Annotated in this window: 18 protein-coding genes and 1 pseudogene; 14 read left to right on the top strand and 5 right to left on the bottom strand. The window is 71.7% G+C overall.

Translation table 11 applies throughout. The features are described from left to right. Positions 1-8: 8 nt before the first annotated feature. Positions 9-805: pseudogene (locus FIV44_RS32030) on the bottom strand (SDR family NAD(P)-dependent oxidoreductase). A 123-nt stretch (positions 806-928) separates the two neighbouring features. Between FIV44_RS32030 and FIV44_RS09300 the strand changes: the two are divergent. Then, positions 929-1,990 carry a phosphotransferase family protein gene (locus tag FIV44_RS09300; RefSeq protein WP_141004193.1) on the top strand — a complete coding sequence of 354 codons (1,062 nt, stop codon included), beginning with the start codon at positions 929-931 and terminating at the stop codon, positions 1,988-1,990. A gap of 10 nt (positions 1,991-2,000) precedes the next feature. On the opposite strand, the gene FIV44_RS09295 is transcribed toward FIV44_RS09300, so the two are convergent. Then, positions 2,001-2,984 carry an NADPH:quinone oxidoreductase family protein gene (locus FIV44_RS09295; protein ID WP_141004192.1) on the bottom strand — a complete coding sequence of 328 codons (984 nt, stop codon included), beginning with the start codon at positions 2,982-2,984 and terminating at the stop codon, positions 2,001-2,003. Between the two features lie 13 nt (positions 2,985-2,997). Beyond that, positions 2,998-3,450, bottom strand: coding sequence for a MaoC family dehydratase (locus FIV44_RS09290; RefSeq protein ID WP_141004191.1), 453 nt, complete (start codon positions 3,448-3,450; stop codon positions 2,998-3,000). 188 nt (positions 3,451-3,638) lie between these two features. On the opposite strand from FIV44_RS09290, the gene FIV44_RS09285 reads away from it, so the two are divergent. Continuing rightward, entirely contained in the window at positions 3,639-4,880 is a 1,242-nt protein-coding gene (locus FIV44_RS09285) for an acyl-CoA dehydrogenase family protein (RefSeq protein WP_141004190.1), read from the top strand. Here FIV44_RS09285 and FIV44_RS09280 read toward each other — a convergent pair. Further along, positions 4,869-5,426: a TetR/AcrR family transcriptional regulator gene (locus FIV44_RS09280; protein ID WP_141004189.1), complete on the bottom strand. Its 558-nt coding sequence runs from the start codon at positions 5,424-5,426 to the stop codon at positions 4,869-4,871. The two genes, FIV44_RS09285 and FIV44_RS09280, sit on opposite strands and share 12 nt — an antisense overlap. Positions 5,427-5,502: 76 nt before the next feature. On the opposite strand from FIV44_RS09280, the gene FIV44_RS09275 reads away from it, so the two are divergent. The 4 genes from FIV44_RS09275 to FIV44_RS09260 all read left to right on the top strand — a co-directional run bounded on the left by FIV44_RS09275 (position 5,503) and on the right by FIV44_RS09260 (position 11,644). Next, positions 5,503-6,711 (top strand): LuxR C-terminal-related transcriptional regulator, encoded by a 1,209-nt coding sequence (locus tag FIV44_RS09275; protein ID WP_181411066.1) that lies wholly within the window; start codon positions 5,503-5,505, stop codon positions 6,709-6,711. A 117-nt stretch (positions 6,712-6,828) separates the two neighbouring features. Continuing rightward, positions 6,829-8,493, top strand: a complete 1,665-nt coding sequence (locus FIV44_RS09270) for an AMP-binding protein (protein WP_141004187.1) — start codon at positions 6,829-6,831, stop codon at positions 8,491-8,493. Next, positions 8,493-9,689 (top strand): acyl-CoA dehydrogenase family protein, encoded by a 1,197-nt coding sequence (locus FIV44_RS09265; RefSeq protein WP_141004186.1) that lies wholly within the window; start codon positions 8,493-8,495, stop codon positions 9,687-9,689. The genes FIV44_RS09270 and FIV44_RS09265 overlap by 1 nt, the downstream gene beginning before the upstream one ends. A 17-nt stretch (positions 9,690-9,706) precedes the next feature. Continuing rightward, on the top strand, positions 9,707-11,644 hold the full coding sequence (locus FIV44_RS09260) for an AMP-binding protein (protein ID WP_141004185.1): 1,938 nt from the start codon (positions 9,707-9,709) through the stop codon (positions 11,642-11,644). A gap of 16 nt (positions 11,645-11,660) precedes the next feature. On the opposite strand, the gene FIV44_RS09255 is transcribed toward FIV44_RS09260, so the two are convergent. Beyond that, positions 11,661-12,443 carry a FadR/GntR family transcriptional regulator gene (locus tag FIV44_RS09255; protein ID WP_219996364.1) on the bottom strand — a complete coding sequence of 261 codons (783 nt, stop codon included), beginning with the start codon at positions 12,441-12,443 and terminating at the stop codon, positions 11,661-11,663. Between the two features lie 125 nt (positions 12,444-12,568). Here FIV44_RS09255 and FIV44_RS09250 point away from each other — a divergent pair, with 125 nt between their 5' ends. The 8 genes from FIV44_RS09250 to menB all read left to right on the top strand — a co-directional run bounded on the left by FIV44_RS09250 (position 12,569) and on the right by menB (position 20,736). Continuing rightward, on the top strand, positions 12,569-13,645 hold the full coding sequence (locus FIV44_RS09250) for an acyl-CoA dehydrogenase family protein (protein WP_141004184.1): 1,077 nt from the start codon (positions 12,569-12,571) through the stop codon (positions 13,643-13,645). 88 nt (positions 13,646-13,733) lie between these two features. Further along, positions 13,734-14,900, top strand: a complete 1,167-nt coding sequence (locus FIV44_RS09245; protein WP_141004183.1) for an acyl-CoA dehydrogenase family protein — start codon at positions 13,734-13,736, stop codon at positions 14,898-14,900. Then, positions 14,900-15,658, top strand: a complete 759-nt coding sequence (locus FIV44_RS09240; protein WP_141004182.1) for an SDR family oxidoreductase — start codon at positions 14,900-14,902, stop codon at positions 15,656-15,658. Before FIV44_RS09245 ends, FIV44_RS09240 begins: the two co-directional genes overlap by 1 nt. A 1-nt stretch (position 15,659) precedes the next feature. Next, on the top strand, positions 15,660-16,832 hold the full coding sequence (locus tag FIV44_RS09235) for a thiolase family protein (protein ID WP_141004181.1): 1,173 nt from the start codon (positions 15,660-15,662) through the stop codon (positions 16,830-16,832). Between the two features lie 9 nt (positions 16,833-16,841). Beyond that, entirely contained in the window at positions 16,842-18,089 is a 1,248-nt protein-coding gene (locus FIV44_RS09230) for an acetyl-CoA hydrolase/transferase family protein (RefSeq protein ID WP_141004180.1), read from the top strand. A 67-nt stretch (positions 18,090-18,156) separates the two neighbouring features. Beyond that, complete coding sequence (locus FIV44_RS09225) at positions 18,157-19,107, top strand: hydroxymethylglutaryl-CoA lyase (RefSeq protein ID WP_141004179.1); 951 nt, start codon at positions 18,157-18,159, stop codon at positions 19,105-19,107. A gap of 24 nt (positions 19,108-19,131) precedes the next feature. Next, positions 19,132-19,893, top strand: coding sequence for an SDR family NAD(P)-dependent oxidoreductase (locus FIV44_RS09220; protein WP_141004178.1), 762 nt, complete (start codon positions 19,132-19,134; stop codon positions 19,891-19,893). Positions 19,894-19,905: 12 nt separating this feature from the next. Further along, positions 19,906-20,736, top strand: a complete 831-nt coding sequence (menB, locus tag FIV44_RS09215; protein WP_141004177.1) for a 1,4-dihydroxy-2-naphthoyl-CoA synthase — start codon at positions 19,906-19,908, stop codon at positions 20,734-20,736. The last annotated feature ends 27 nt before the right edge of the window (positions 20,737-20,763 follow it).

Genomic DNA, 20,763 nt, shown 5'->3' with positions numbered 1-20,763 from the left:
GGTCCTGCTCAGAGGAGCAGGACCCCGCCGTCGACGGGGATCGAGACGCCGGTGACGTAGGCGGCCGCATCCGAGGCGAGGAAGACCGCCGTGCTGGCGATCTCGACCGGATCGCCGAGCCGGCCGGCCGGCACCCGCGCGTCGATGATCTTCTGCTGATACCTCGGGCTGTAGTTGGCCGTGGCCTCGGTGAGGAAGACCCCGGGAGGATGGCGTTCACCCGGATGCCGCGGGGGCCCCACTGTGCGGCGAGATCCCGCGTCATGCCCAGCACCCCCGCCTTGGCCGAGCTGTAGCCGGCAGCCGGCATCTTCGCCGTCGTCACCGCCATCACGCTGGAGATGTTGACGACGGCGCTGCCGGGCGGCATCGCCCGCCCGGCGGCCTGGGCCATCCAGTAGGAGCCGAAGAGGTTGACGTCGACGACGGACCGGAAGTGCTCGGGCGGGTCCTCGGTGGCCGCGTTGTAGTCGCCGCCGACGCCCGCGTTGTTGACGAGCACATCGCACCCGCCGAGCCGGTCGACGGCGGTCGCGACCAGCCGTTCGCAGTCCTCCACCCGGGTCACGTCCGTCTCGACGGCGACGCAACGGCGACCGAGTCCTTCGACCAGGGCGCGCGTCTCGTCGAGCATGTCGATCCGGCGCGCGCCGATCGCCACGTCGGCGCCGGCGGCGGCCATGCCCTGGGCGATCGCCACGCCGAGGCCGCTGGAGGCGCCGGTCACGACCGCGACCTTGCCGTCCAGGCGGAACCGGTCGCGCCACTCGGCGCTGGTGTAGGGGTTGTCCGAATCGGTGACCATGGACGAAGTCTGTTCGCCCCGGCCGGCGGTCTCGACGGATCGGCGCGAGCAGGCTGTGGGCCTCTCCAGCGCGGTGCGGCAGCCGCGTTGTCTCGCGTCCGCCGCCGCCGCAGAGTGAGGTGCGTGCAGAACATCGACCTGGACGGACTGCTGGATCGCGCCACAGCCGCCGCGAGGCGCCGTGACCCGGCCGCGGAGCTGCGGGGACTGCGGCGCCTCGAGGGCGGGGTGTCGAGCCTGACGTTCGCCTCCACGCTGGTCGGTGACCGTGCGGATCGACAGGTCGTGCTCAAGGTCGCGCCCGCCGGGCTGGCCCCGGTCCGCAACCGGGACGTGCTGCGCCAGGCGCAGGCGCTGCGGGCCCTGCGGCGGCTGCCGGGGTTCCCGGTGCCGGAGGTGCTCTTCGAGGATGCCGGCGATCCGCCCGAGGTCCCTCCCCTTTTCGCGATGTCGTTGTGCCCGGGGGAGTCGTACGAGCCGCTCCTCGACGTGTCGGCCGCGCCGCCGGAGGCCGACGTCGTTGCGGAGCGGATGCGGGTCGCGGCGCGAGCACTGGCGCGGCTGCAGTCCGTCGGTCCGGCGCGGATCGGCCTGGGCGGCGAGCCGGTGTCCGCCGTCGACGAGGAGCTGGAGCGCTGGCGGAGGCTGCTCGAGACGGTCGACGACGACATCGCGCCCGGCCACGAGAAGCTGTATCGGCGACTCGCCGATCGCGTGCCGTCCGGTGTGCCGCCCCGCCTGTTGCACGGCGACTACCGGCTGGCCAACATGCTCTTCGAGGGCGCCGGACTCACCGCCGTCATCGACTGGGAGATCTGGTCGGTGGGGGACCCGCGTGCCGACCTGGCCTGGCTGTTGATGCACCTGGCACCCGCCCATGTCTTCCACGAGGACCGGCCTGCGGGCGACCGTGCGGCGGGCGCCGCGCTGCCGACGCGTGAGGAGCTCTGGGGGGAGTACGCCGAGGCCCGCCGCGCCGCGGGAGCCGACGCCGCGGAGATCGCGGCGACAGCCGCAGACCTCGAGTGGTTCCTCGGTGTCTGCTACTACAAGACGGCGTCGACGATCGCGGTGATCTGGAAGCGCGAGCGCCGGCTGGACCGCCCGGACCCGAAGCTGGTGGTCGCCGCGCAGCACCTCGACGAGGTGCTGGCGGCGGGCCACGCGGTGCTCGACCGGGCGTGACGTGGCCCGCTCAGCGCACCTCGACCACGACCTTGCCGACGGCCGTCCGCTCGTCGAGCGCGGCGAGGGCGTCGGCGGCGCGGTCGAGCGGGTAGACGGCACCGATCGCGGGCCTGAGCCGCCCCTCGTCGAGCAGCCGCTGCACACCGAGCCGGACGCGTTCGAGGGTGCCCGGGTGCTCGGTCTCCATCACGTCCATCGTGATGCCGGTCAGGGTGAGATTGCGCAGCAGCAGCCGGTTCATCCGGAGCTCGGGGATGGAGCCACCGGCGAAGCCGACGATCACGCCCCGACCGCCGATGCGCAGCGAGCGGACCGTGTCGAGGAAGCGGTCGCCGCCGACCATGTCGACGAAGACCTCGACGCCACGGCCGCCGGTGAGCTCACGGACCGTGCCGAGCCAGTCCGGGTCGGCCCGGACGACGTGGGTCGCGCCGGCCCGTCGAGCCATCTCCTCCTTCGCGTCGCTGGAGACCAGCGCGATCGTGGACACGCCGAAGGCCGGACCGAGGTCCAGGACGCAGGTGCCCACCCCGCCCGCGGCCCCGGTGACGAGCACGGTCTCACCGGGACGGGCGCCGGCCCGATCGAGTGCGTACCAGGCGGTCGCGTAGTTCATGTAGATGCCCGCACCCTCGGCGTACGACATGGAATCGGGCAGCTTGACGACGAAGTCGTCGAGGGCGAGCGCCTGCTCGGCCATCGCGCCCTGCCAGACGATCCCGGAGACCCGGTCGCCCGGCTCCAGCCACGAGTCCTCCGGGGCCTCGACGACCATCCCGGATACCTCGGAGCCGCACACGTACGGCGCGGGGACGCCGCCCTGGTAGCGGCCCCAGGTCTGGAGGGGGTCGATGAACGACAGGCCGACGGCATGGACGTCCACCAACACCCGGCGTCCGCCGGCGCGCGGGTGGGCTCCGACCGGGGCCGGGACGTCCTTGACGACGGCGGAGCGGGGTCCGTCGAGGCGCTCGACGACGACAGCGCGCATGGTCTCCTCCTGGTCAGTCGAAGTAGGCGAAGAGGGACTCGGCCACGCAGGCCGGCTCGTCCTGTCCCTCGATCTCGAAGGTCTGTCGCGTGCGGAACTTCGAGCCGCCCTCGAGCGGCTCGGCGGCGAGGAGGTCCTGCGTCATCCGGAGCCGGGAGCCGACCTTGACCGGCGAGATCCAGCGGACCTTGTCGTAGCCGTAGTTGAGCGCCAGCGAGTGCCCGTTCATCTCGAAGATCTCGTACTGGAACTTCGGGCCGAGGGACAGGGTGAGGAGCCCGTGCGCGATGGTGACGCCGAAGGGTGAGCGCGCTGCCCGCTCCGGGTCGACGTGGATGCGCTCCCAGTCCTCCGTGGCGTCCGCGAACGCCTGGATGCGCTCCTGGGTGATGTCGTGCCACGAGCTGGTGCCGAGGCGCTCTCCCACCAGGGCGCGGAGCTCGTCGACGCTGTTGAGGATTCTCATGCCGCCATCGTCACGGCAGCCGACGGGCGGTGCGACGGACCGCCCGACGGCCGGTGGAGATCTCCACAGCACGCGCCGGTCGGCCACCACCGGGCGTTCCGGCGCCGGATCTAGCGTCGTCGCATCCGGTGACCGCGGGACTGCGGCACGGCACCAGCCCGTCCAGCGGGCCCGACCGAGGAGACGACATGGACTGGTCGATCCCGGAGGACGTCACGACGTTCCTCGCCGACCTCGACGCCTTCATCGAGGACAAGATCAAGCCGATCGAGGAGGCCAACCCCGAGTACTTCGACCACCGGCGCGAGTTCAGCCGCACCGACGTGGAGCGGGGCGGCATCCCCACCCGCCGATGGCGCGAGATCCTGCACGAGGCCCGGGTCCTTGCCGACCGGGCGGGCTTCTACCGCTATCCGCTGCCGAAGGCGCTGGGCGGCCAGGACGGCACGAACGTCGCCATGGCCGTGATCCGCGAGCACCTCGCCCGCCGCGGTCCGGGCCTGCACGCCGAGCTGAGCCACGAGGCGTCGATGGTCGCCAACCTGCCGCTCGCGCTCGTCCTGCACGAGTACGGGACGCCGGAGCAGAAGGAGCAGTACCTCGAGCGCCTCGTCTCCGGTGACATGGAGATGGCCTTCGGCCTGACCGAGCCCAACCACGGCAGCGATGTCACCTGGCTGGAGACCCGGGCGGTGCGCGACGGCGACGACTGGATCATCACGGGGGCCAAGCGCTGGAACAGCGTCGTCGACGTCTCCGAGGTCGACCTCGTCTTCGCCCGCACCAGCGGTGAGGACGGGAAGGCCGACGGCATCTCGGCGTTCCTCGTCCCGACGGACGCTCCCGGGTTCGAGGTGCCGTTCTACTGGTGGACGTTCAACATGCCGACCGACCACGCCGAGGTGCGCCTGGACGGCGTCCGGGTGCCGTCGTCGGCCATGGTCGGGGAGGAGGGCCGAGGCCTGGACTGCGCCCAGCTCTTCGTCCACGAGAACAGGATCCGGCAGGCCGCGAGCTCCCTGGGCGCCGCCCAGTTCTGCATCGACCGGGCCGTCGCCTACACCGAGGAGCGCAGGCTCTTCGGCAAGGCCATGCGCGACTACCAGGGCGTCCAGTGGCAGCTCGTCGAGCTGCAGACCGAGGCGGAGCTCGTGCGCAACACCATCGCGAAGGTCGCCTGGGAGATGGACGTCCACGGCAAGACCGCCGTGAGCGACAAGGTGGCCATGGTCAACGTACGGGGCAATCGCCTCGCGTGCGACGCGGCCGACCGTGCCATGCAGGTCCACGGCGGAGTCGGCTACAGCCGCCACCACCCCTTCGAGCACATCTACCGGCACCACCGGCGCTACCGCATCACGGAGGGCTCCGACGAGCTGCAGTACCGCCGGATCGCTGCCGGGATGTGGGACTTCCGTTCAGGCCGGTAGATCGACCCCGGCCACGCCGTGCAGGACCAGGCCCATGATGAGATCGGTGACCCCGGGGGCCGCCAGGGCCCGGTCCGGCCAGGTCGCCACGGAGAAGACGAGGCCCAGGCAGCCCTGGGCGGCCGCGGCGACCGCGCCGGGCTCCAGCGTCGGGAACGCGCGGGCGAGGAGAGTCTCCCAGGCGCGGACGTACTGCCTGCGCCGTCGGGTGAAGGCGTCCGCCCAGGGCTCCACCAGCGACCGGACCTCGCGTTGGTAGAGCGTGACCAGGTGCCGGTTGGCGAGCGCGAACTCGATGTGGTGCCGCAACGCCCGCTCCAGGTCCGTCCGCGGGTCGGGATCGACCGGCGTCGTGGCGCCGAGCAGCTCGTCCATCGCCTCGTCGAGGAGCCTGGCGAGGATCTCGTCCTTGCCGGCGAAGTAGCGGTAGAGCGAGGGACCGCTCAGTCCCGCACGACGTCCGAGCTCGTCCATGCCGACCCCGTGGAAGCCCTTCTCGTGGAAGGCGACGGCGGCGGCATCGAGGATCCGTCGGTCACGCGGCACCAGCGCAGACTATCATCGGACGGAACGATCGTTCACGGGTTGTGGTCCGGGGTCCACGACCAGGCAGGTGGTTCCCATGGAGTCGGGTAGTGCGGCGTCTGCGCGCCGACGTGCCGCGCTGGCCGAGCGGGGTCGGGAGGCCCATGCAGCGGCCGTCGGCCTGCTCTGGGAGCTGGGCGTCTTCGATCGGGACGACTACGCCGACGAGGTCGGTCAGCCGCCCTCGCCCGAGCTGCGCACGCTCGACGGCCAGCTGGCGATCCTGGGCGGGATCATGCGGGAGTGCCTCGTCGACCCGGACCGGGTCGCGAGACCCAAGGAGGTCGCCGACGTGAGCCAGGTGCTGCACGAGATCCATGCCGTGCGCTTCGGCATCCACGACCACCTCGGCCACGAGCGGCTGCGTCGGCTGGATCGGCTCGACCAGGGCCTCGGCACGCTGCGCCGGATGACCGATCAGGACCAGCTCCTGGAGACCGTGTGCGAGGCGGCCGCCGACGCAGGCGGGTTCGAGCGCGTGATGCTGTCGAGGGTCGACGGCGACACCTGGCGCCCGTGGCGCAGCTGGGCCAGCAGCATGGGCGAGGCCGAGCTGGCCTTCCGGGACTGGATCCGCGCGGTGCCCACGATCGAGCTGTCCCAGATGCTCCTCGAGAGCGAGCTGGTCCAGCGCCGGGAGCCTGCCATCGTGCTCCGGGCCGCAGACGACCCGCGCGTCTACGAGCCGATGGCCCGTGCATCCGGCCTGGTGTCGTACGTCGCCGCGCCGATCCTCTCCGGTGACCGGGTCATCGGGCTGCTGCATGCCGACAACCAGGGCACCGAGATGGTGGACCTCGACCGGGACATCCTGTGGTTCTTCGCGATCGGCTTCGCGCAGATCTTCGAGCGTGCCGTCCTCCTCGGCCGGCTGCGGGAGCAGCGGGTCCAGGTGATGGAGGCGATGCGCAGCGTCGAGGCGGTGCTCGACGAGCTCGCGACCAGCACGATCGACCTGGTGACCCGGGACGAGGCCACCGCCGTCGGCGTCAGCCGGCCGGTCCGGCCGGTGGTCGAGGTCGAGCGGCCCCGGGTCCTCGAGGAGGTGCTGACCGGACGCGAGCTCGAGGTGCTCGCGCTGATGGCGACCGGCGCCACGAACGAGCGGATCGCCCAACGGCTCGTCATCGCGACGGGCACGGTCAAGTCCCACGTCAAGCAGATCCTCCGCAAGCTGCGGGTGGAGAACCGGGCCGAGGCGATCTCGCAGTACCTCCGGCTCACCATCGGGGCGCGCGAGGACTGAGCCCCGCCGCGCCGCACCCGTTGCCTATTCGGTCTGACCATTGTAATCTCGGGACCAGTATCAGGTGACGTCCTGCACACGGCTCGACGCCGCGCAGACCGACCAGGAGGAGCTGCCATGGCGTTGGCCACGGTGCACGACCGCTACGACGACGAGGAGATCGCGCGGTTCTACGCCGACGGACTGTGGACGCAGGACACGCTGTTCGGTCTGGTCGAGCAGCAGGCCGCGATCCGTCCGGAGAAGGTCTTCGGCACCGACGCGACCACCGCGGTCACCTACGCCGAGCTCCGCGACCGCGCCCGGTCGCTCGCCGTCGGGCTGCGACGCCGCGGCATCGGGCCGGGCGACCGCGTGGTGGTGCAGATGCCGAGCTGGACCGAGTTCTTCGTGATCGCCGCGGCCGTGGCCAGGATCGGTGCGGTCCTGGTGCCGGTGATGCCGATCTACCGCGACGACGACGTGGGCTTCATCGTGGAGACGGCGGGAGCGAAGGCGGCCTTCACCGCGCTGTCCTACCGGAAGTTCGACCACGCCCGGATGTTCACCGAGCTGGCGGCGGCGAGCACGTCGCTGGAGACGGTGATCGTGCTCAGGCCCGACGGTGCCCTGCCGGACGGTGCGCTCGCCTACGACGACGTGCCCGTCGACCTCCCGGTCGAGGACGCCGAGGCGGAGATCGGCGCGGGCGTGGGCCCGGACGATCCCTTCGTGATCGTGTTCAGCTCCGGGACGACGTCGCGGCCCAAGGGCTGCCTGCACACCTTCAACACCATGGCCTGCGGGGCCCGCCTGCTCGGCCGCGGTTGGGCCTACACCGAGGACGACGTCCAGTTCGGTCCCTCGCCGGTCACCCACACCACGGGACTGGTCACGAGCTTCCTGCTGCCTCTGGCGCACGGGGGCGCCTCCCACCTGATGGAGCAGTGGGAGCCGCGTGAGGGGCTCGAGCGGATCCGCAGGTTCGGGTGCACGGCGTGCGTCAGCGCCACGACCTTCCTGCAGATGGTGCTGGACGTCTACGACCCCGCCGTGCACGACGCCAGCACCATGCGGTTCTGGACCTCCGCCGGCGCTCCGATCCCGGGCAGCTTCATCGAGGCGGCCCGGACCGCCCTTCCGGACATGGCGGTCCTCAGCCTCTACGGCCGGACCGAGAACATCACCACGACGATGTGCACGATCGACGACGATCCCCGCCGCTCGATCACCTCCGACGGCAAGGCGCTCCCGCTGCAGGAGGTCCGCATCGTCGACGAGCTGGGCAACGAGGTTCCCCGCGGGGAGGAGGGCGACATCGCCTACCGCGGCGCGATGAACTGCCTGGAGTACATCGGCCAGCCGGAGCTGACCGCCGCGAACTACACGGACGACGGCTTCCACCTCTCCGGTGACCTGGGGCGGATGGACGCGGACGGCTACGTCCGGGTCACCGGCCGTACCAAGGACATCGTGATCCGCGGCGGGATGAACATCAGCGTCCGTCAGGTCGAGGACGCCCTCACCGAGCACCCCGCCGTGGCCGGGGTGGCGCTCGTCGGCATGCCGGACCGCCAGCTGGGCGAGCGCGTGTGCTGCTATCTGGTCCTCCGTGCCGGCCGGGCGCCACTCACCCTCGACGAGATCCGCGAGTTCCTCCTCGGGCGCGGGCTGGCGATCCAGAAGGTTCCGGAGCGGGTCGAGATCGTCGACGAGCTGCCGATGACGGCGACCGGGAAGATCCAGAAGCACGTGCTTCGCGCCGACATCGCCACCAAGCTGGAGCGGGCGGGGGTGGCCTGATGGACCTGGCGGACGCCCCCGACGAGGCGGAGTTCCGCGCCCGGGTCCGGTCGTGGCTCGCCGAGTCCCTGCCGCGACTGCCGTGGCCGGAGCCGGCGGGCCTCGAGGCCAAGGTGCCGTTCTGGCGGCAGTGGCAGCGGATGCTGTACGACGCCGGGCTGGCCGGCCTGACCTGGCCCGTCGAGTACGGCGGCCAGGGCCTCGACGAGCGGATGCGCGCGATCTTCGGCGAGGAGTGCGACCTCGCCGGCGCGCCCGAGCGCCTCAACATCATCGGCGAGGACTTCTGCGGGCCGACCATCGCCCACTTCGGCACCGACGCCCAGAAGCAGCGGCTGCTCCAGCCGATCCTGACCGGCGAGGAGATCTGGTGCCAGCTCTTCTCGGAGCCGGAGGCCGGCTCCGACCTCGCCAGCCTGCGCACCAGGGCGGTCAAGGTCGACGGCGGCTGGCGGATCAGCGGCCAGAAGATCTGGACCAGCCGGGCCCAGATCGCCGCCCATGCCATCCTGCTGGCCCGCACCGGCGGCAACGATCCCGCCAAGGCGCGGCACAAGGGCATCACCTTCTTCCTGCTGCCGATGGACAGCGAGGGCGTCACGGTGCGGCCGCTGCGGCACATGCTCGGCGAGGCCGAGTTCAACGAGGTCTTCCTCGACGACGTCTTCGTCCCCGACGACGGTGTCGTCGGGGAGGTCGACGGCGGCTGGAAGGTCACCATGGGCACCCTCGCCTTCGAGCGGGTGGCGATCGCCACCGGCCGGGTCAACACGACCAAGGCGGTGGCCGACATCGTCGACGACATCCGCGGCATGACCGACTCCGCCGGCCGGCCGCTCGGCGCGGACCCGGCGCTCCGGCAGCGGGTCGCCGACCTCTGGGCGCGGGCGCTGATCCACAAGACCATCAGCCAGCGGGTCATCACCGGTGCCGCCGCCGGCGCCCCGCCGGGGCCGGTGACGTCCATCGGCAAGCTGTACTTCTGTCCGCTCGTCGAGGACCTGGCCGACTTCCGGCTCTCCCTCGCGCCGCTGGGCGGGCAGTTCGACCTCGACGAGGACGACGACGAGCTGGCGGCGACACGGTCCTGGCTGCGCCTGGCCAACCAGGGCCGCGGCACCGCCATCGCCGGCGGGTCGACCTACATCCAGCGCAATATCGCGGCCGAGCGCATCCTCGGCATGCCGCGGGCCTGAGCGAAGGAGACACCGACATGACGTACGTCTGGCGGCCGGACGCCGACTACCTCGAGCACTCCAACGTCGCGCGCCTCATGCGCACCCTGGGCGTGGACTCCGTCGCCGAGCTCCGCGCCCGGTCGGTCGCCGACATCGGCGCCTTCTGGGGCGCGGTGGTCGAGGACCTCGCCATCCCGTTCCACCGGCCGTACGCCGCCGTGGTCGACCAGAGCCGCGGGATCGCGTGGCCGGAGTGGTTCGTCGGGGGTGGGCTCAACGCCGTCGATGCCTGCCTCGGCGCCTGGGTCGAGCGGACGCCGGATGCCGTCGCGGTCGTGCACGAGGCCGAGGACGGCACGGTCGCGCGGCTGACCTATGCCGAGCTCGCGGATCGGGTCGCCCGGGTCCGGGCCGGCCTGCGGGCGCGCGGCATCGGCAAGGGCGACGCCGTGGCGATCTACCTCCCGATGACGCCCGAGGCCGTGGTGGCGACGTACGCCGTCGCGAGCCTCGGGGCCATGCTCGTGCCGCTGTTCTCCGGCTTCGCCGCGCCGGCGGTCGCCAGCCGGGTCCAGGATGCGGCCGCGCGGGCGGTGATCACCGCCGACGGCACGGTTCGCCGCGGCAAGCAGGCGGGTATGCTTCCGGCGCTGCGGGCCGCCCTGGCCGAGTGCCCCACGGTCGAGACGGTCGTCGTGGTCGACAACCTCGGCGAGGCGACGGACCTCCAGGACCGCGAGGTGGCGTGGAACGACCTGCTCGCGTCGGCGCCCGACCCCGTCGTCGAGCCGACCGACGCGAGCGACGTCCTGCTGCTCGCGTACACCTCCGGGACGACCGGCCGGCCGAAGGGGGCCGTGCACACGCACGCCGGATTCGTGACGAAGACGGCCTCCGAGGTCGCCTACGGCTTCGAGATGGCCCCCGGGCGCACCTTCTGCTGGATCACCGACATGGGCTGGATCATGGGCCCGCTCTCCATCTTCGGCACTCACGGCACCGGCGGCACGCTGCTGCTGTACGAGGGCTCACCCGACGTGCCCGACACCAGCCGGCTGTGGCAGCTCGTCGAGCGGCACCGGGTCTCGATGCTCGGGGTCAGCCCGACCCTCATCCGCACGCTCCGCGCCGCCGGCGACCTGCCGTCGCAGGACCTGGACAGCGTCCGGGTGCTCGGCTCGACGGGCGAGCCCTGGGACCCGGAGTCCTACGAGTGGCTGGCCCGGGACGTGTTCGGCGGTCGGGTCCCGATCATCAACTTCTCCGGAGGCACCGAGGTGGGCGGGTCCTTCCTCTGCCCCTACCCGGTCGAGGAGATCCGCAGCTGCTCACTCGGCGGGCCGGCCCTGGGCATGGACGTCGACGTCGTCGACGACGCGGCCCGGCCGGTGCGCGGCGAGATCGGCGAGCTCGTGTGCCGGCAGCCCTGGCCGTCCATGACGCGGGGCATCTGGAACGACGACGCCGAGGGATCGCGCTACCACGAGGCGTACTGGTCCACCTTCGACGGCCTCTGGCGGCACGGCGACTTCGCGCTGGTCGACGACGACGGCGGCTGGTTCATCCTGGGCCGCTCCGACGACGTCATGAACGTGGCCGGCAAGCGGGTCGCCCCCGCCGAGATCGAGTCCGTCGTCGCCCTCGACGGCGACGTCGCGGAGTCCGCCGTGGTCGGGATCCCCGACGCGACCAAGGGGGAGGCGGTGTGGGTCTTCTACGTCGCCACGGAGGCCGCCGACGGTGAGCCGGAGGTCGCGAGCCGGGTCCGCGGCCTGGTCGCGGGAGGGGTGGGGAAGCCGTTCGCGCCCAGCCAGGTGGTGCGGGTCGAGCGACTTCCGAAGACGCGTTCGGCGAAGATCCTGCGCCGCGCGATCCGCGCCGCGGTGCTCGACGCCGATCCGGGCGACCTGTCCGGCGCGGAGAACCCGCAGGCCGTCGACGAGATCCGGGAGCTCGTCAAGGGACTGCGATGAGCCCCCGGGGACACCTTCAGTCGCCCGGGACCTCGATCTCCGTGCGCTCCTCGACCTCGAGGACGGCCGAGGCGTACTCGTGGACATGGCGCGTCATCCGTCGTACGGCGGCGGACGCGTCGCGCTTGCGAATCGCCTCGGTGATGTTGCGGTGGGCCCGCACCGTGGTCTGCCGGACCGCGGCGTCGATGAACCCCGAGTTGTCGGTGGAGGCGTAGATGGCCCGCGACAAGGCGCCCATGAACCCGGTGAGCAGCTCGTTGTGCGAGGCGACGGCGACCGCCACGTGCCAGTCCACGTTCGCCTGCAGGAAGTCCGCGAGCGAGCCCTCGGCCGCGATCGCATCGTTCGCCCGGTCGAGCGCCTCCAGGTCGGCGTCGGTGCGGTACTTCGCCGCCAGCTGCGCGCAGGCCGGCTCGACCGCCTCGCGGGTCTCCAGCAGCGCGGCCATCCGGACCTGCCGGCCCCGGATCAGCAGGCTCACGGTGCTGGCGATCGACTCCTCGCCCGGCCGCTGCACGAAGGCGCCGCCGGCACGACCTGTCCGGATCTGCACCAGGCCCTGCACCTCGAGGATCCGCAGCGCCTCGCGGACCGTCGTCCGGCTCATCCGCGTCTGCGCCACGAGCTCGCGCTCCGGCGGCAGCGCCGTGCCCTCGGGGAACTCGCCGCGCAGGATCCGCTCGCGCAGGTCGTCCGCCAGGACGTCCGAGGCCTTGGGGACCTGCATCGGGGTGAGTTGGACGGGGTGCCGGATGCTGCCCGAGGTGATCGCCTCGGCTCCCGTGGAGTCAGTCATGTCATCCCGTTCCTTCGCGGTTTCTCCCGCACTTTTGGTCGTACCCAAACTAACAGTCGGGGCTTCCGTTCGTGGTCAGCACCCGGCCTGTCGACTGGACCAACGCACAGTGGAAAGGCAGCGTCATGCAGTGGAGGTTCTCTGAGGAGCAGCACGCCTATCGCGAGGCACTGCGGGGCTGGCTCGGTGACGTCGCCGGATCCGACCGGGTGCGCGGCTGGCTGGGCGTCGACGGCGAGGCGACGGATCCGGGTCCGTTCGAGCGGCGTCTCGTCGAGGACGGCATGGGAGGCGTCGGCGTCCCCGAGGAGCTGGGCGGCCAGGGAGGCGGGCTCGTCGAGCTCGCGATCGCCGCCGAGGAGCTCGCTCGCGTCGCGGCGCCGAGCTCGGCGTGGCTCGCGACGGCCCTCGCGGCGCCGGCGCTCGAGAGCCGTCCGGACCTCGCCAAGGCCGCCGTCGAGGGCGGTCATGCGGCGCTCGCGGTGGCGGCCGAGTCGCTGCCGGACCGCCCGCCGGCCGTCGCCGTCGAGGGAGGCCGGATCAGCGGGACCGTGCCGCGGGTCCTGGGCGCCGATCGCGCGGGGCTGCTCGTCGTACCTGCCGGAGGGGCCGACGGTCTGCGCCTGTACGCCGTGGATCCCCGCTCGCCCGGGGTGAGCATCGCGCCGCGGCGCCTGCTGGACCGGTCGCGCTCGGTCGCCGATGTCGGACTCGACGGGGTCACGGGGGAGGTGCTCGACGCCGACGCGGCCGCCGTGCTCGCCCGACTCGCCGACGTCGCCGGGGTGCTCGTGGCCGCGGACGCGCTGGGGGCCATGGAGCGGATGCTGGAGCTGGCGGTCGAGTACAGCGGACAGCGCCACCAGTTCGGCGTGCCGATCGGCTCGTTCCAGGCGGTCAAGCACGCCGCGGCGACGATCCTGGTCGACGTGGAGGCCGGTCGGTCCGGCGTCTACTACGCAGCCGCGTCCGTCGCCGGCGGGGACCCGCAGCGGGCGCTGCACGCCGCGGCGGTCAAGGCGCAGGTCACGACGGCGGCCGGGCGAGCCGCCGACAGCGCACTGACGATGCACGGTGCGATCGGCTACACGTGGGAGCACGACCTCCATCTGCTCTTCAAGCGGGCGCGGCTCGACGAGCAGCTCTTCGGCTCGGCCGGCGCATGGAACGAGCGGATTGCGGATGGCCTCGCCTTGGTCTAGTTTATGGTCGTACCATTTATTATAGTCAAGCCAATACTTGCCGCCGAGGCATCCTCGGCTCCCATCACCGATCAGGACGGACCCGACCGTGGATTTCGAGCTCACCGAGGACCAGCAGACCATCCGCAAGGCCGTCGCCGAGCTGGCTGCGAGGTTCGATGACCAGTACTGGATGGACAAGGACGCCGACCACGAGTTCCCGACGGAGTTCTACGACGCGTTCGCCGCTGGCGGCTGGCTCGGCATCACCACTCCCGAGGAGTACGGCGGGCACGGGTTCGGGATCACCGAGGCGTCGATCCTCCTGGAGGAGGTCGCCGCCTCCGGCGCCGGCATGAACGGCGCGAGCTCGATGCACCTGTCCATCTTCGGGATGCACCCCGTGATCGTGCACGGCTCCGAGGAGATGAAGAAGGAGACCCTCCCGCGGATCGTCAACGGCGACCTCCACGTCTGCTTCGGGGTCACCGAGCCCGGGGCCGGTCTCGACACCACGAGGATCACGACCTTCGCCAAGCGCGACGGCTCGGACTACGTCGTCAACGGGCGCAAGGTCTGGATCTCCAAGGCCGTCGAGTCCGAGAAGATCCTGCTGCTGACGCGGACGGCGAAGTTCGAGGACTCCCCGAAGAAGACCGAGGGCCTCACCCTCTTCCTCACCGACCTCGACCGTGCCCACGTCGACATCCGGCCCATCAAGAAGATGGGCCGCAACGCCATCACGTCCAACGAGCTGTTCATCGACGATCTCCGGATCCCCGAGGAGCACCGGATCGGCGAGGAGGGCCAGGGCTTCAAGTACATCCTCGACGGCCTCAACCCCGAGCGGATGCTGGTGGCCTCGGAGGCGCTCGGCATCGGCCGCGCCGCCCTGCGCCGTGCCGTGCGCTACGCCGGCGAGCGCGAGGTCTTCGGCCGCCCGATCGGCAAGAACCAGGGTCTCCAGTTCCCGCTGGCCGACTCGCTCACCCGCCTCGACGCCGCCGAGCTCGTGCTCCGCAAGGCGACCTGGCTCTACGACAACGGCCGTCCCTGCGCGCGCGAGGCCAACACGGCCAAGTACCTGTGCGCGGACGCCGGCTTCGACGCGGCCGACCGGGCCCTGCAGACCCACGGCGGCATGGGGTACTCCGAGGAGTACCACGTGGCGCGCTACTTCAGGGAGGCCCGGCTGACCCGGATCGCCCCGCTCTCCCAGGAGATGGTCCTCAACTACATCGGCGAGCACGTGCTCGGACTCCCCAGGAGCTACTGATGACCGCACCCTTCGACCTCAGCGGCCGCGCCGCCCTCGTCACCGGGGCCGGCAACGGCATCGGGGCCGCCGTCGCGCGCGCCTTCGCGCGCGCCGGGGCCGCCGTCCTCGTGACCGACCTCGACAAGGACGCGGCCGCCGCCGTCGCCTCGGAGATCGTCGAGGCCGGCGGACGGGCCGAGTCCGCGGTGCTCGACGTCCGTGACGCCGAGGCCGCCGCCGCGGCCGCCGAGCAGGCGGCCGACCTCGCCGGCGGCACGCTTCACGTTCTCGTCAACAACGCCGGCGCCATCGCACCGGCGATGTTCCCGAAGATGACCGCCGAGCAGTTCCGGTTCGTCGTCGACGTCCATCTCGGCGGCACCTTCACCGTCAGCCAGGCCGCGCTGCCCCTCCTGCCCGACGACGGCACCGGCCGGATCATCAACGTCACCTCGGCAGCGGGCCTGGTCGGCACGATCGGCCAGGTCAACTACAGCGCCGCCAAGTCGGGCGTGATCGGCGTGACCAAGTCGCTGGCCAAGGAGCTGGCGCGCCGGCGGATCACCGTCAACGCGGTGGCGCCCCTCGCCGCGACCACCATGACCGAGAACATCCGCAGCAACGAGAAGCTCGCCGAGCTGACCCTCGCCCGGATCCCGCTCGGGCGCTGGGCGGACCCGGACGAGATCGCCGGGACGTTCGTGTTCTTCGCCTCCGACGCGGCGTCGTACATCACCGGCCAGGTGCTGGCCGTCGACGGCGGGACGGTGATCTGAGATGCCGCTGACCGGTCGCGACGCCTGGATCGTCGAAGCACTGCGGACGCCGATGGGCAAGGCCCACCCCGAGCGCGGCTGGTTCCGCGACGTCCACCCGAACGCGATGCTGGGCGCGGTCTACACCGCCCTGCTCGAGGCGACCGGAGTCGCGTCCGGCGACATCGAGGACCTCCTGATCGGCTGCACCGCACCGTTCGGCGAGCAGTCCCGCAACGTGGCCCGCAACGCCTGGCTGCAGGCCGGCTACCCGCCCGAGGTCCCGGCCACCGTCCTCGACCGACGGTGCGGGTCGGCGCAGACCGCGGTCGAGATGGCTGCGGCGCTGATCGCCTCGGGCACGCACGACCTCGTGCTCGCCGGTGGCGTCGAGAACATGGGCCACGTCCCGATGGATGCCGTCGCGCGGATCGAGGAGCTGTACGGCGCGGCCTGGCCCGCCGAGCTCCGGGCGCTCTACGACTTCCCGACCATGGGCGAGAGCGCCGAGCGGATCGCCGAGCAGTGGGGGATCGGCCGGCGCGAGATGGACGAGTTCGCGGTGCGCTCGCACGCGCTGGCCGCCGCCGCGATCGAGGCCGGCCGGTTCGCGCGGGAGATCGTGCCGATGGAGCTCGACGGCGAGGTCCGGACCAGCGACCAGAGCGTCCGGCCCGGCACCAGCCTCGAGAGCCTGGCCGACCTGAAGACGATCTTCCGGCCCGAGACCGGCGTGGTCACCGCGGGGTCGTCCTCGCCGCTCACCGACGGCGCGGCCGGCGTACTGCTGGCCTCCGACGCGGCGGTCGAGCGGCACGGACTGGCGAAGCGGGCGCGGATCCTCGACCAGACGACCGTGGGCGTCGACCCGCTCATCATGCTGACCGGGCCGATCCCGGCCACCCGCAGGCTGCTCGAGCGCAACGGGATGACGATCGACGACATCGACCTGTTCGAGGTCAACGAGGCGTTCAGCTCGGTCGCGCTCGCCTGGGAGCGCGAGCTCAAGCCGGACATGGACCGGGTCAACGTCAACGGTGGGGCCATCGCGCTCGGCCATCCCGTGGGCGCCTCGGGCTCGCGCCTGTTCGCCACGCTCCTGGCCGAGATGGAGCGCCGGGACGTGGAGATCGGCCTCGTCACCATGTGCTGCGGCGGTGGTCTCGGCACGGCCACCCTGGTCCAGCGGGTCTGAGGGTCCGACATGTTCGACGTGGCGGACTTCCTGGATCCGGGCGACGGGGTCTGGTGGGGACAGGGCAGTGCCGAGCCCGAGCCGCTCGTCAACCAGGTGCTGGACGCCGTCGATCGCGTCGGGCCGATCCGGGCCTTCTCGGGGCTCACCTGGAACGAGCGGCTCTCCGGCGACCTGCCCGAGAAGCTGACCGTGGTCTCCTACGGAGGTCTCGGGCAGTTGCGCAGCCTCAGCCGGTACGGACGACTCGACGTGGTGCCGTGCCACTACTCCGCCATCCCGCGGATGTTCGCCACCGGCCAGCTGCCCAACGACGTGGGCCTGATCCAGGTGTCCGCACCCGGTCCCGACGGCCTGGTCACCCTCGGCACCGGGGTCGAGTACGTCGCCGACGCGATCCTGCACACCCGGACGCTGGTCGCCGAGATCAACCACCGGATGCCCGCCACGGTGGGCGGCCCACGGCTGCCGCTGTCGGCCTTCGCAGCGGTCATCGAGACGGACCGGCCGTTGCGGGAGGCGCCGGCGAAGGCCGGGGACACCGTCGACCGGGCGATCGCCTCCAACGTCGCGAGCATCGTCGACGACGGGTCGACGATCCAGATCGGCGTGGGCTCCCTGCCGTCCGCTGTGCTCGAGGCGCTGGCCGGGCACTCCGACCTGGGCTTCCACAGCGGGATGATCACCGACGGTGTGCTGACGCTGGTGGAGAAGGGCGTCATCACCGGTGCCCGCAAGGAGATCGACCCCGGCGTCGTCGTCACCGGTGCCGCGCTGTGCACCTCCGACGGCTACCGGCGCCTGGGCGAGCACCCCGTCGAGTTCCGCGCCGCGAGCTACACCCACGCGCCGGCGGTGCTCTCGCGGCTGGGGTCGCTGGTGTCGATCAACTCGGCCATCGAGGTCGACCTGCTCGGCCAGGTCGGCGCGGAGCTGGCCCGCGGCGTGCACATCGGCGCCGTCGGCGGCCAGGTCGACTTCAGCCGGGCGGCGTCGCTCACCGGCTCGCGCTCCATCATCGCGCTCCGCTCGACCGTCGGGTCGGGCGAGCAGTCCCAGTCCACCATCGTGCCGGCCCTCGCCGGCGGCGTGGTCACGACCGCGCGGGTCGACGTCGACGCCGTCGTCACCGAGCACGGCGTGGCGATGCTGACCGGCTGCACGGTGGCCGAGCGGGCGCTGCGCCTCATCGAGGTCGCCGCGCCCGAGCACCGTGAGCACCTCGAACGCAGCCTCGCAGAGCAGGAGAACCGATGAATCACCCCACGAAGTTCCGCACCTCCCCCGCTGCGCTCCTCCGGCGCACGACTTCGCGGGGACCCCGATGAGCACCGCGACCCTCCCCAACAGCACCGAGGGCGAGACCCGCACCGTCCACATCCGCGAGGTCGGTCCTCGCGACGGCTTCCAGAACGAGCCCGAGACCATCCCGACCGCCGACAAGATCCGGCTGATCGACGCCCTGGGCCGGGCGGGACTCAAGCGGATCGAGGTGGCCAGCTTCGTGCGGCCCGACGTGATCCCGCAGCTCTCGGACGGCGTGGCGGTGCTCCAGGGCATCGACGTCCCCGACGATGTCGCCCGGATGGTGCTGGTGCCCAACAGCAAGGGCCTCGACAACGCGCTGGCGCACCGCGACCTCTTCGAGGAGGTGGCCCTGTTCGTCAGCGCCAGCGAGACCCACAACAAGCGAAACATCAACCGCACCGTCCAGGAGACCATGGACGACGTCCGGGCGATGGGCGGGCGGATCCTCGCCGAGGACCTCACCTACTGCGCCGTGATCGCCACGTCCTTCGGGTGCCCGTTCGAGGGCGCCGTGCCGATGGACCGGGTCCTCGGCCTGGCCGAGCAGTTCGCCGAGTCGGGGGCGACCGAGATCGGCTTCGGCGACACCACGGGCATGTGCAACCCGTCGTACGCCGGCCGCTTCTTCGCCGCGGCCGTCGAGCGGCTGCCCGGTGTCGAGATCACCGCCCACTTCCACAACACCCGCGGCCAGGGCCTCGCCAACGCGTACGCCGCGCTCGAGGCCGGCTGCCGGAGCTTCGAGTCCAGCTTCGGCGAGCTCGGCGGCTGCCCGGTCCCGGCGGGCTCGACCGGCAACATCGCGACCGAGGACCTCGTGTCGATGTTCCACGAGATGGGCGTCGACACCGGCCTCGACCTCGGCAGCCTCATCGAGGCGGCCCGCGACGCCCAGAGCACCCTCGGCCGCAAGCTCACCAGCCACTCGATCATCGCCGGGCCGGTCATCTGGTCCCCCAGCGTCTGACCCCACCACCCAAGGAGAAGAAGAATGAGCAAGCGCGTCGCACTGGTCACCGGCGGTGCCCAGGGCATCGGCAAGGGCATCGCCACCACACTCGGGCAAGACGGCTTCCGGGTGGCGGTCGCGGACCTGAACCTGCCCGTCGCCGAGGAGACCGCCAAGGAGATCAGCGCCGCCGGCGGCGAGGCGATCGCCGTCCAGATCGACGTCACCTCGACAGAGTCGGTCAAGGCCGCCGTGGCCACCGTCGAGGCCGAGCTCGGCCCGATCGAGGTCGTCGTCAACAACGCCGGCTGGGACGACTTCATGCCGTTCGTGAAGACCACCGAGGACTTCTGGGACAAGATCCTCGACATCAACTACAAGGGCGCGTTGCGGGTCATCCACACCGTCGTGCCGGGGATGATGGAGCGCGGCTTCGGCCGCGTCGTCAACATCGGCTCCGATGCCGGCCGCGTGGGCTCGTCGATGGAGGCGGTCTACTCCGGCGCCAAGGGCGGCATCATCGCGTTCACCAAGACCCTCGCCCGCGAGGTCGCGAGGAAGGGCGTGACCGCCAACACGGTCTGCCCCGGCCCGACCGACACACCCGCGCTGCGCAAGTTCGCGGACGGGGCCGGAGGCGGCGACGCCGAGAAGGTCATCGCCGGCATGACGAGCGCGGTTCCCATGAAGCGTCTCGGCACGCCCGAGGACATCGGCCCCGCGGTCTCGTTCTTCGCGTCCGACGGTGCCGGCTTCGTCACCGGCCAGACGCTGTCCGTCAGCGGCGGCCTCACGATGGCCTGAGCTGTGGCGACGGTGACCGACGCCGTCGAGTGGACCGCGCGCGGCCGCTACGACGACATCGTCTACGAGACCAGCCCCGAGGGGATCGCCAAGATCACCATCGACCGCCCCGAGGTGCACAACGCCTTCCGGCCGCAGACACTGGTCGAGGTCGACCGTGCGCTCATGGCGGCGCGCGAGGACGAGTCGGTCGGCGCGATCATCCTGACCGGCGCGGGCGACCGAGCCTTCTGCTCGGGAGGCGACCAGCGGGTGCGGGGGGACAGCGGCTACCAGCTCGACGCCGACGCGACCGGCCGCTTCCACGTCACCGACCTGCACGTGGCGATGCGCCGCTGCCCGAAGCCGATCGTCGCCATGGTGGCCGGCTGGGCGATCGGCGGCGGCCACGTCCTGCACCTCGTCTGCGACCTGACGATCGCCGCGGACAACGCGGTGTTCGGGCAGGTGGGGCCGAAGGTGGGCTCCTTCGACGGCGGCTACGGCTCGAGCATCCTCTCGGACCTCGTCGGTCCGAAGAAGGCGAAGGAGATCTGGTTCCTCTGCCGGCAGTACGACGCGGAGCAGGCGCTGGCCATGGGCCTCGTCAACACCGTGGTCCCGCTCGACGAGCTGGAGCGGGAGACCATCCGTTGGTGTCGCGAGATGCTGGCACTCTCGCCGCGCGCACTGCGGATGTCGAAGCTGAGCTTCCACGCCCACGAGGACGGCTATGCCGGCATCCAGCAGCTGGCGCACGACGCCAACCTCCTCTTCTACGGCACCGAGGAGGCCCAGGAGGGACGGGAGTCCTTCAAGGCGCGCCGCACGCCCGACTTCACCGGCTTCCCGCGCCGCCCCTGACCGTCGTACCGATCCGAAAGAAGGACC

The organism is Nocardioides humi, assembly GCF_006494775.1.
GTDB classification, from domain to species: Bacteria; Actinomycetota; Actinomycetes; order Propionibacteriales; family Nocardioidaceae; genus Nocardioides; species Nocardioides humi.
The sequence above is the reverse complement of the archived record's forward strand: the minus strand, read 5'-3'. Positions and strand labels throughout refer to the sequence as shown.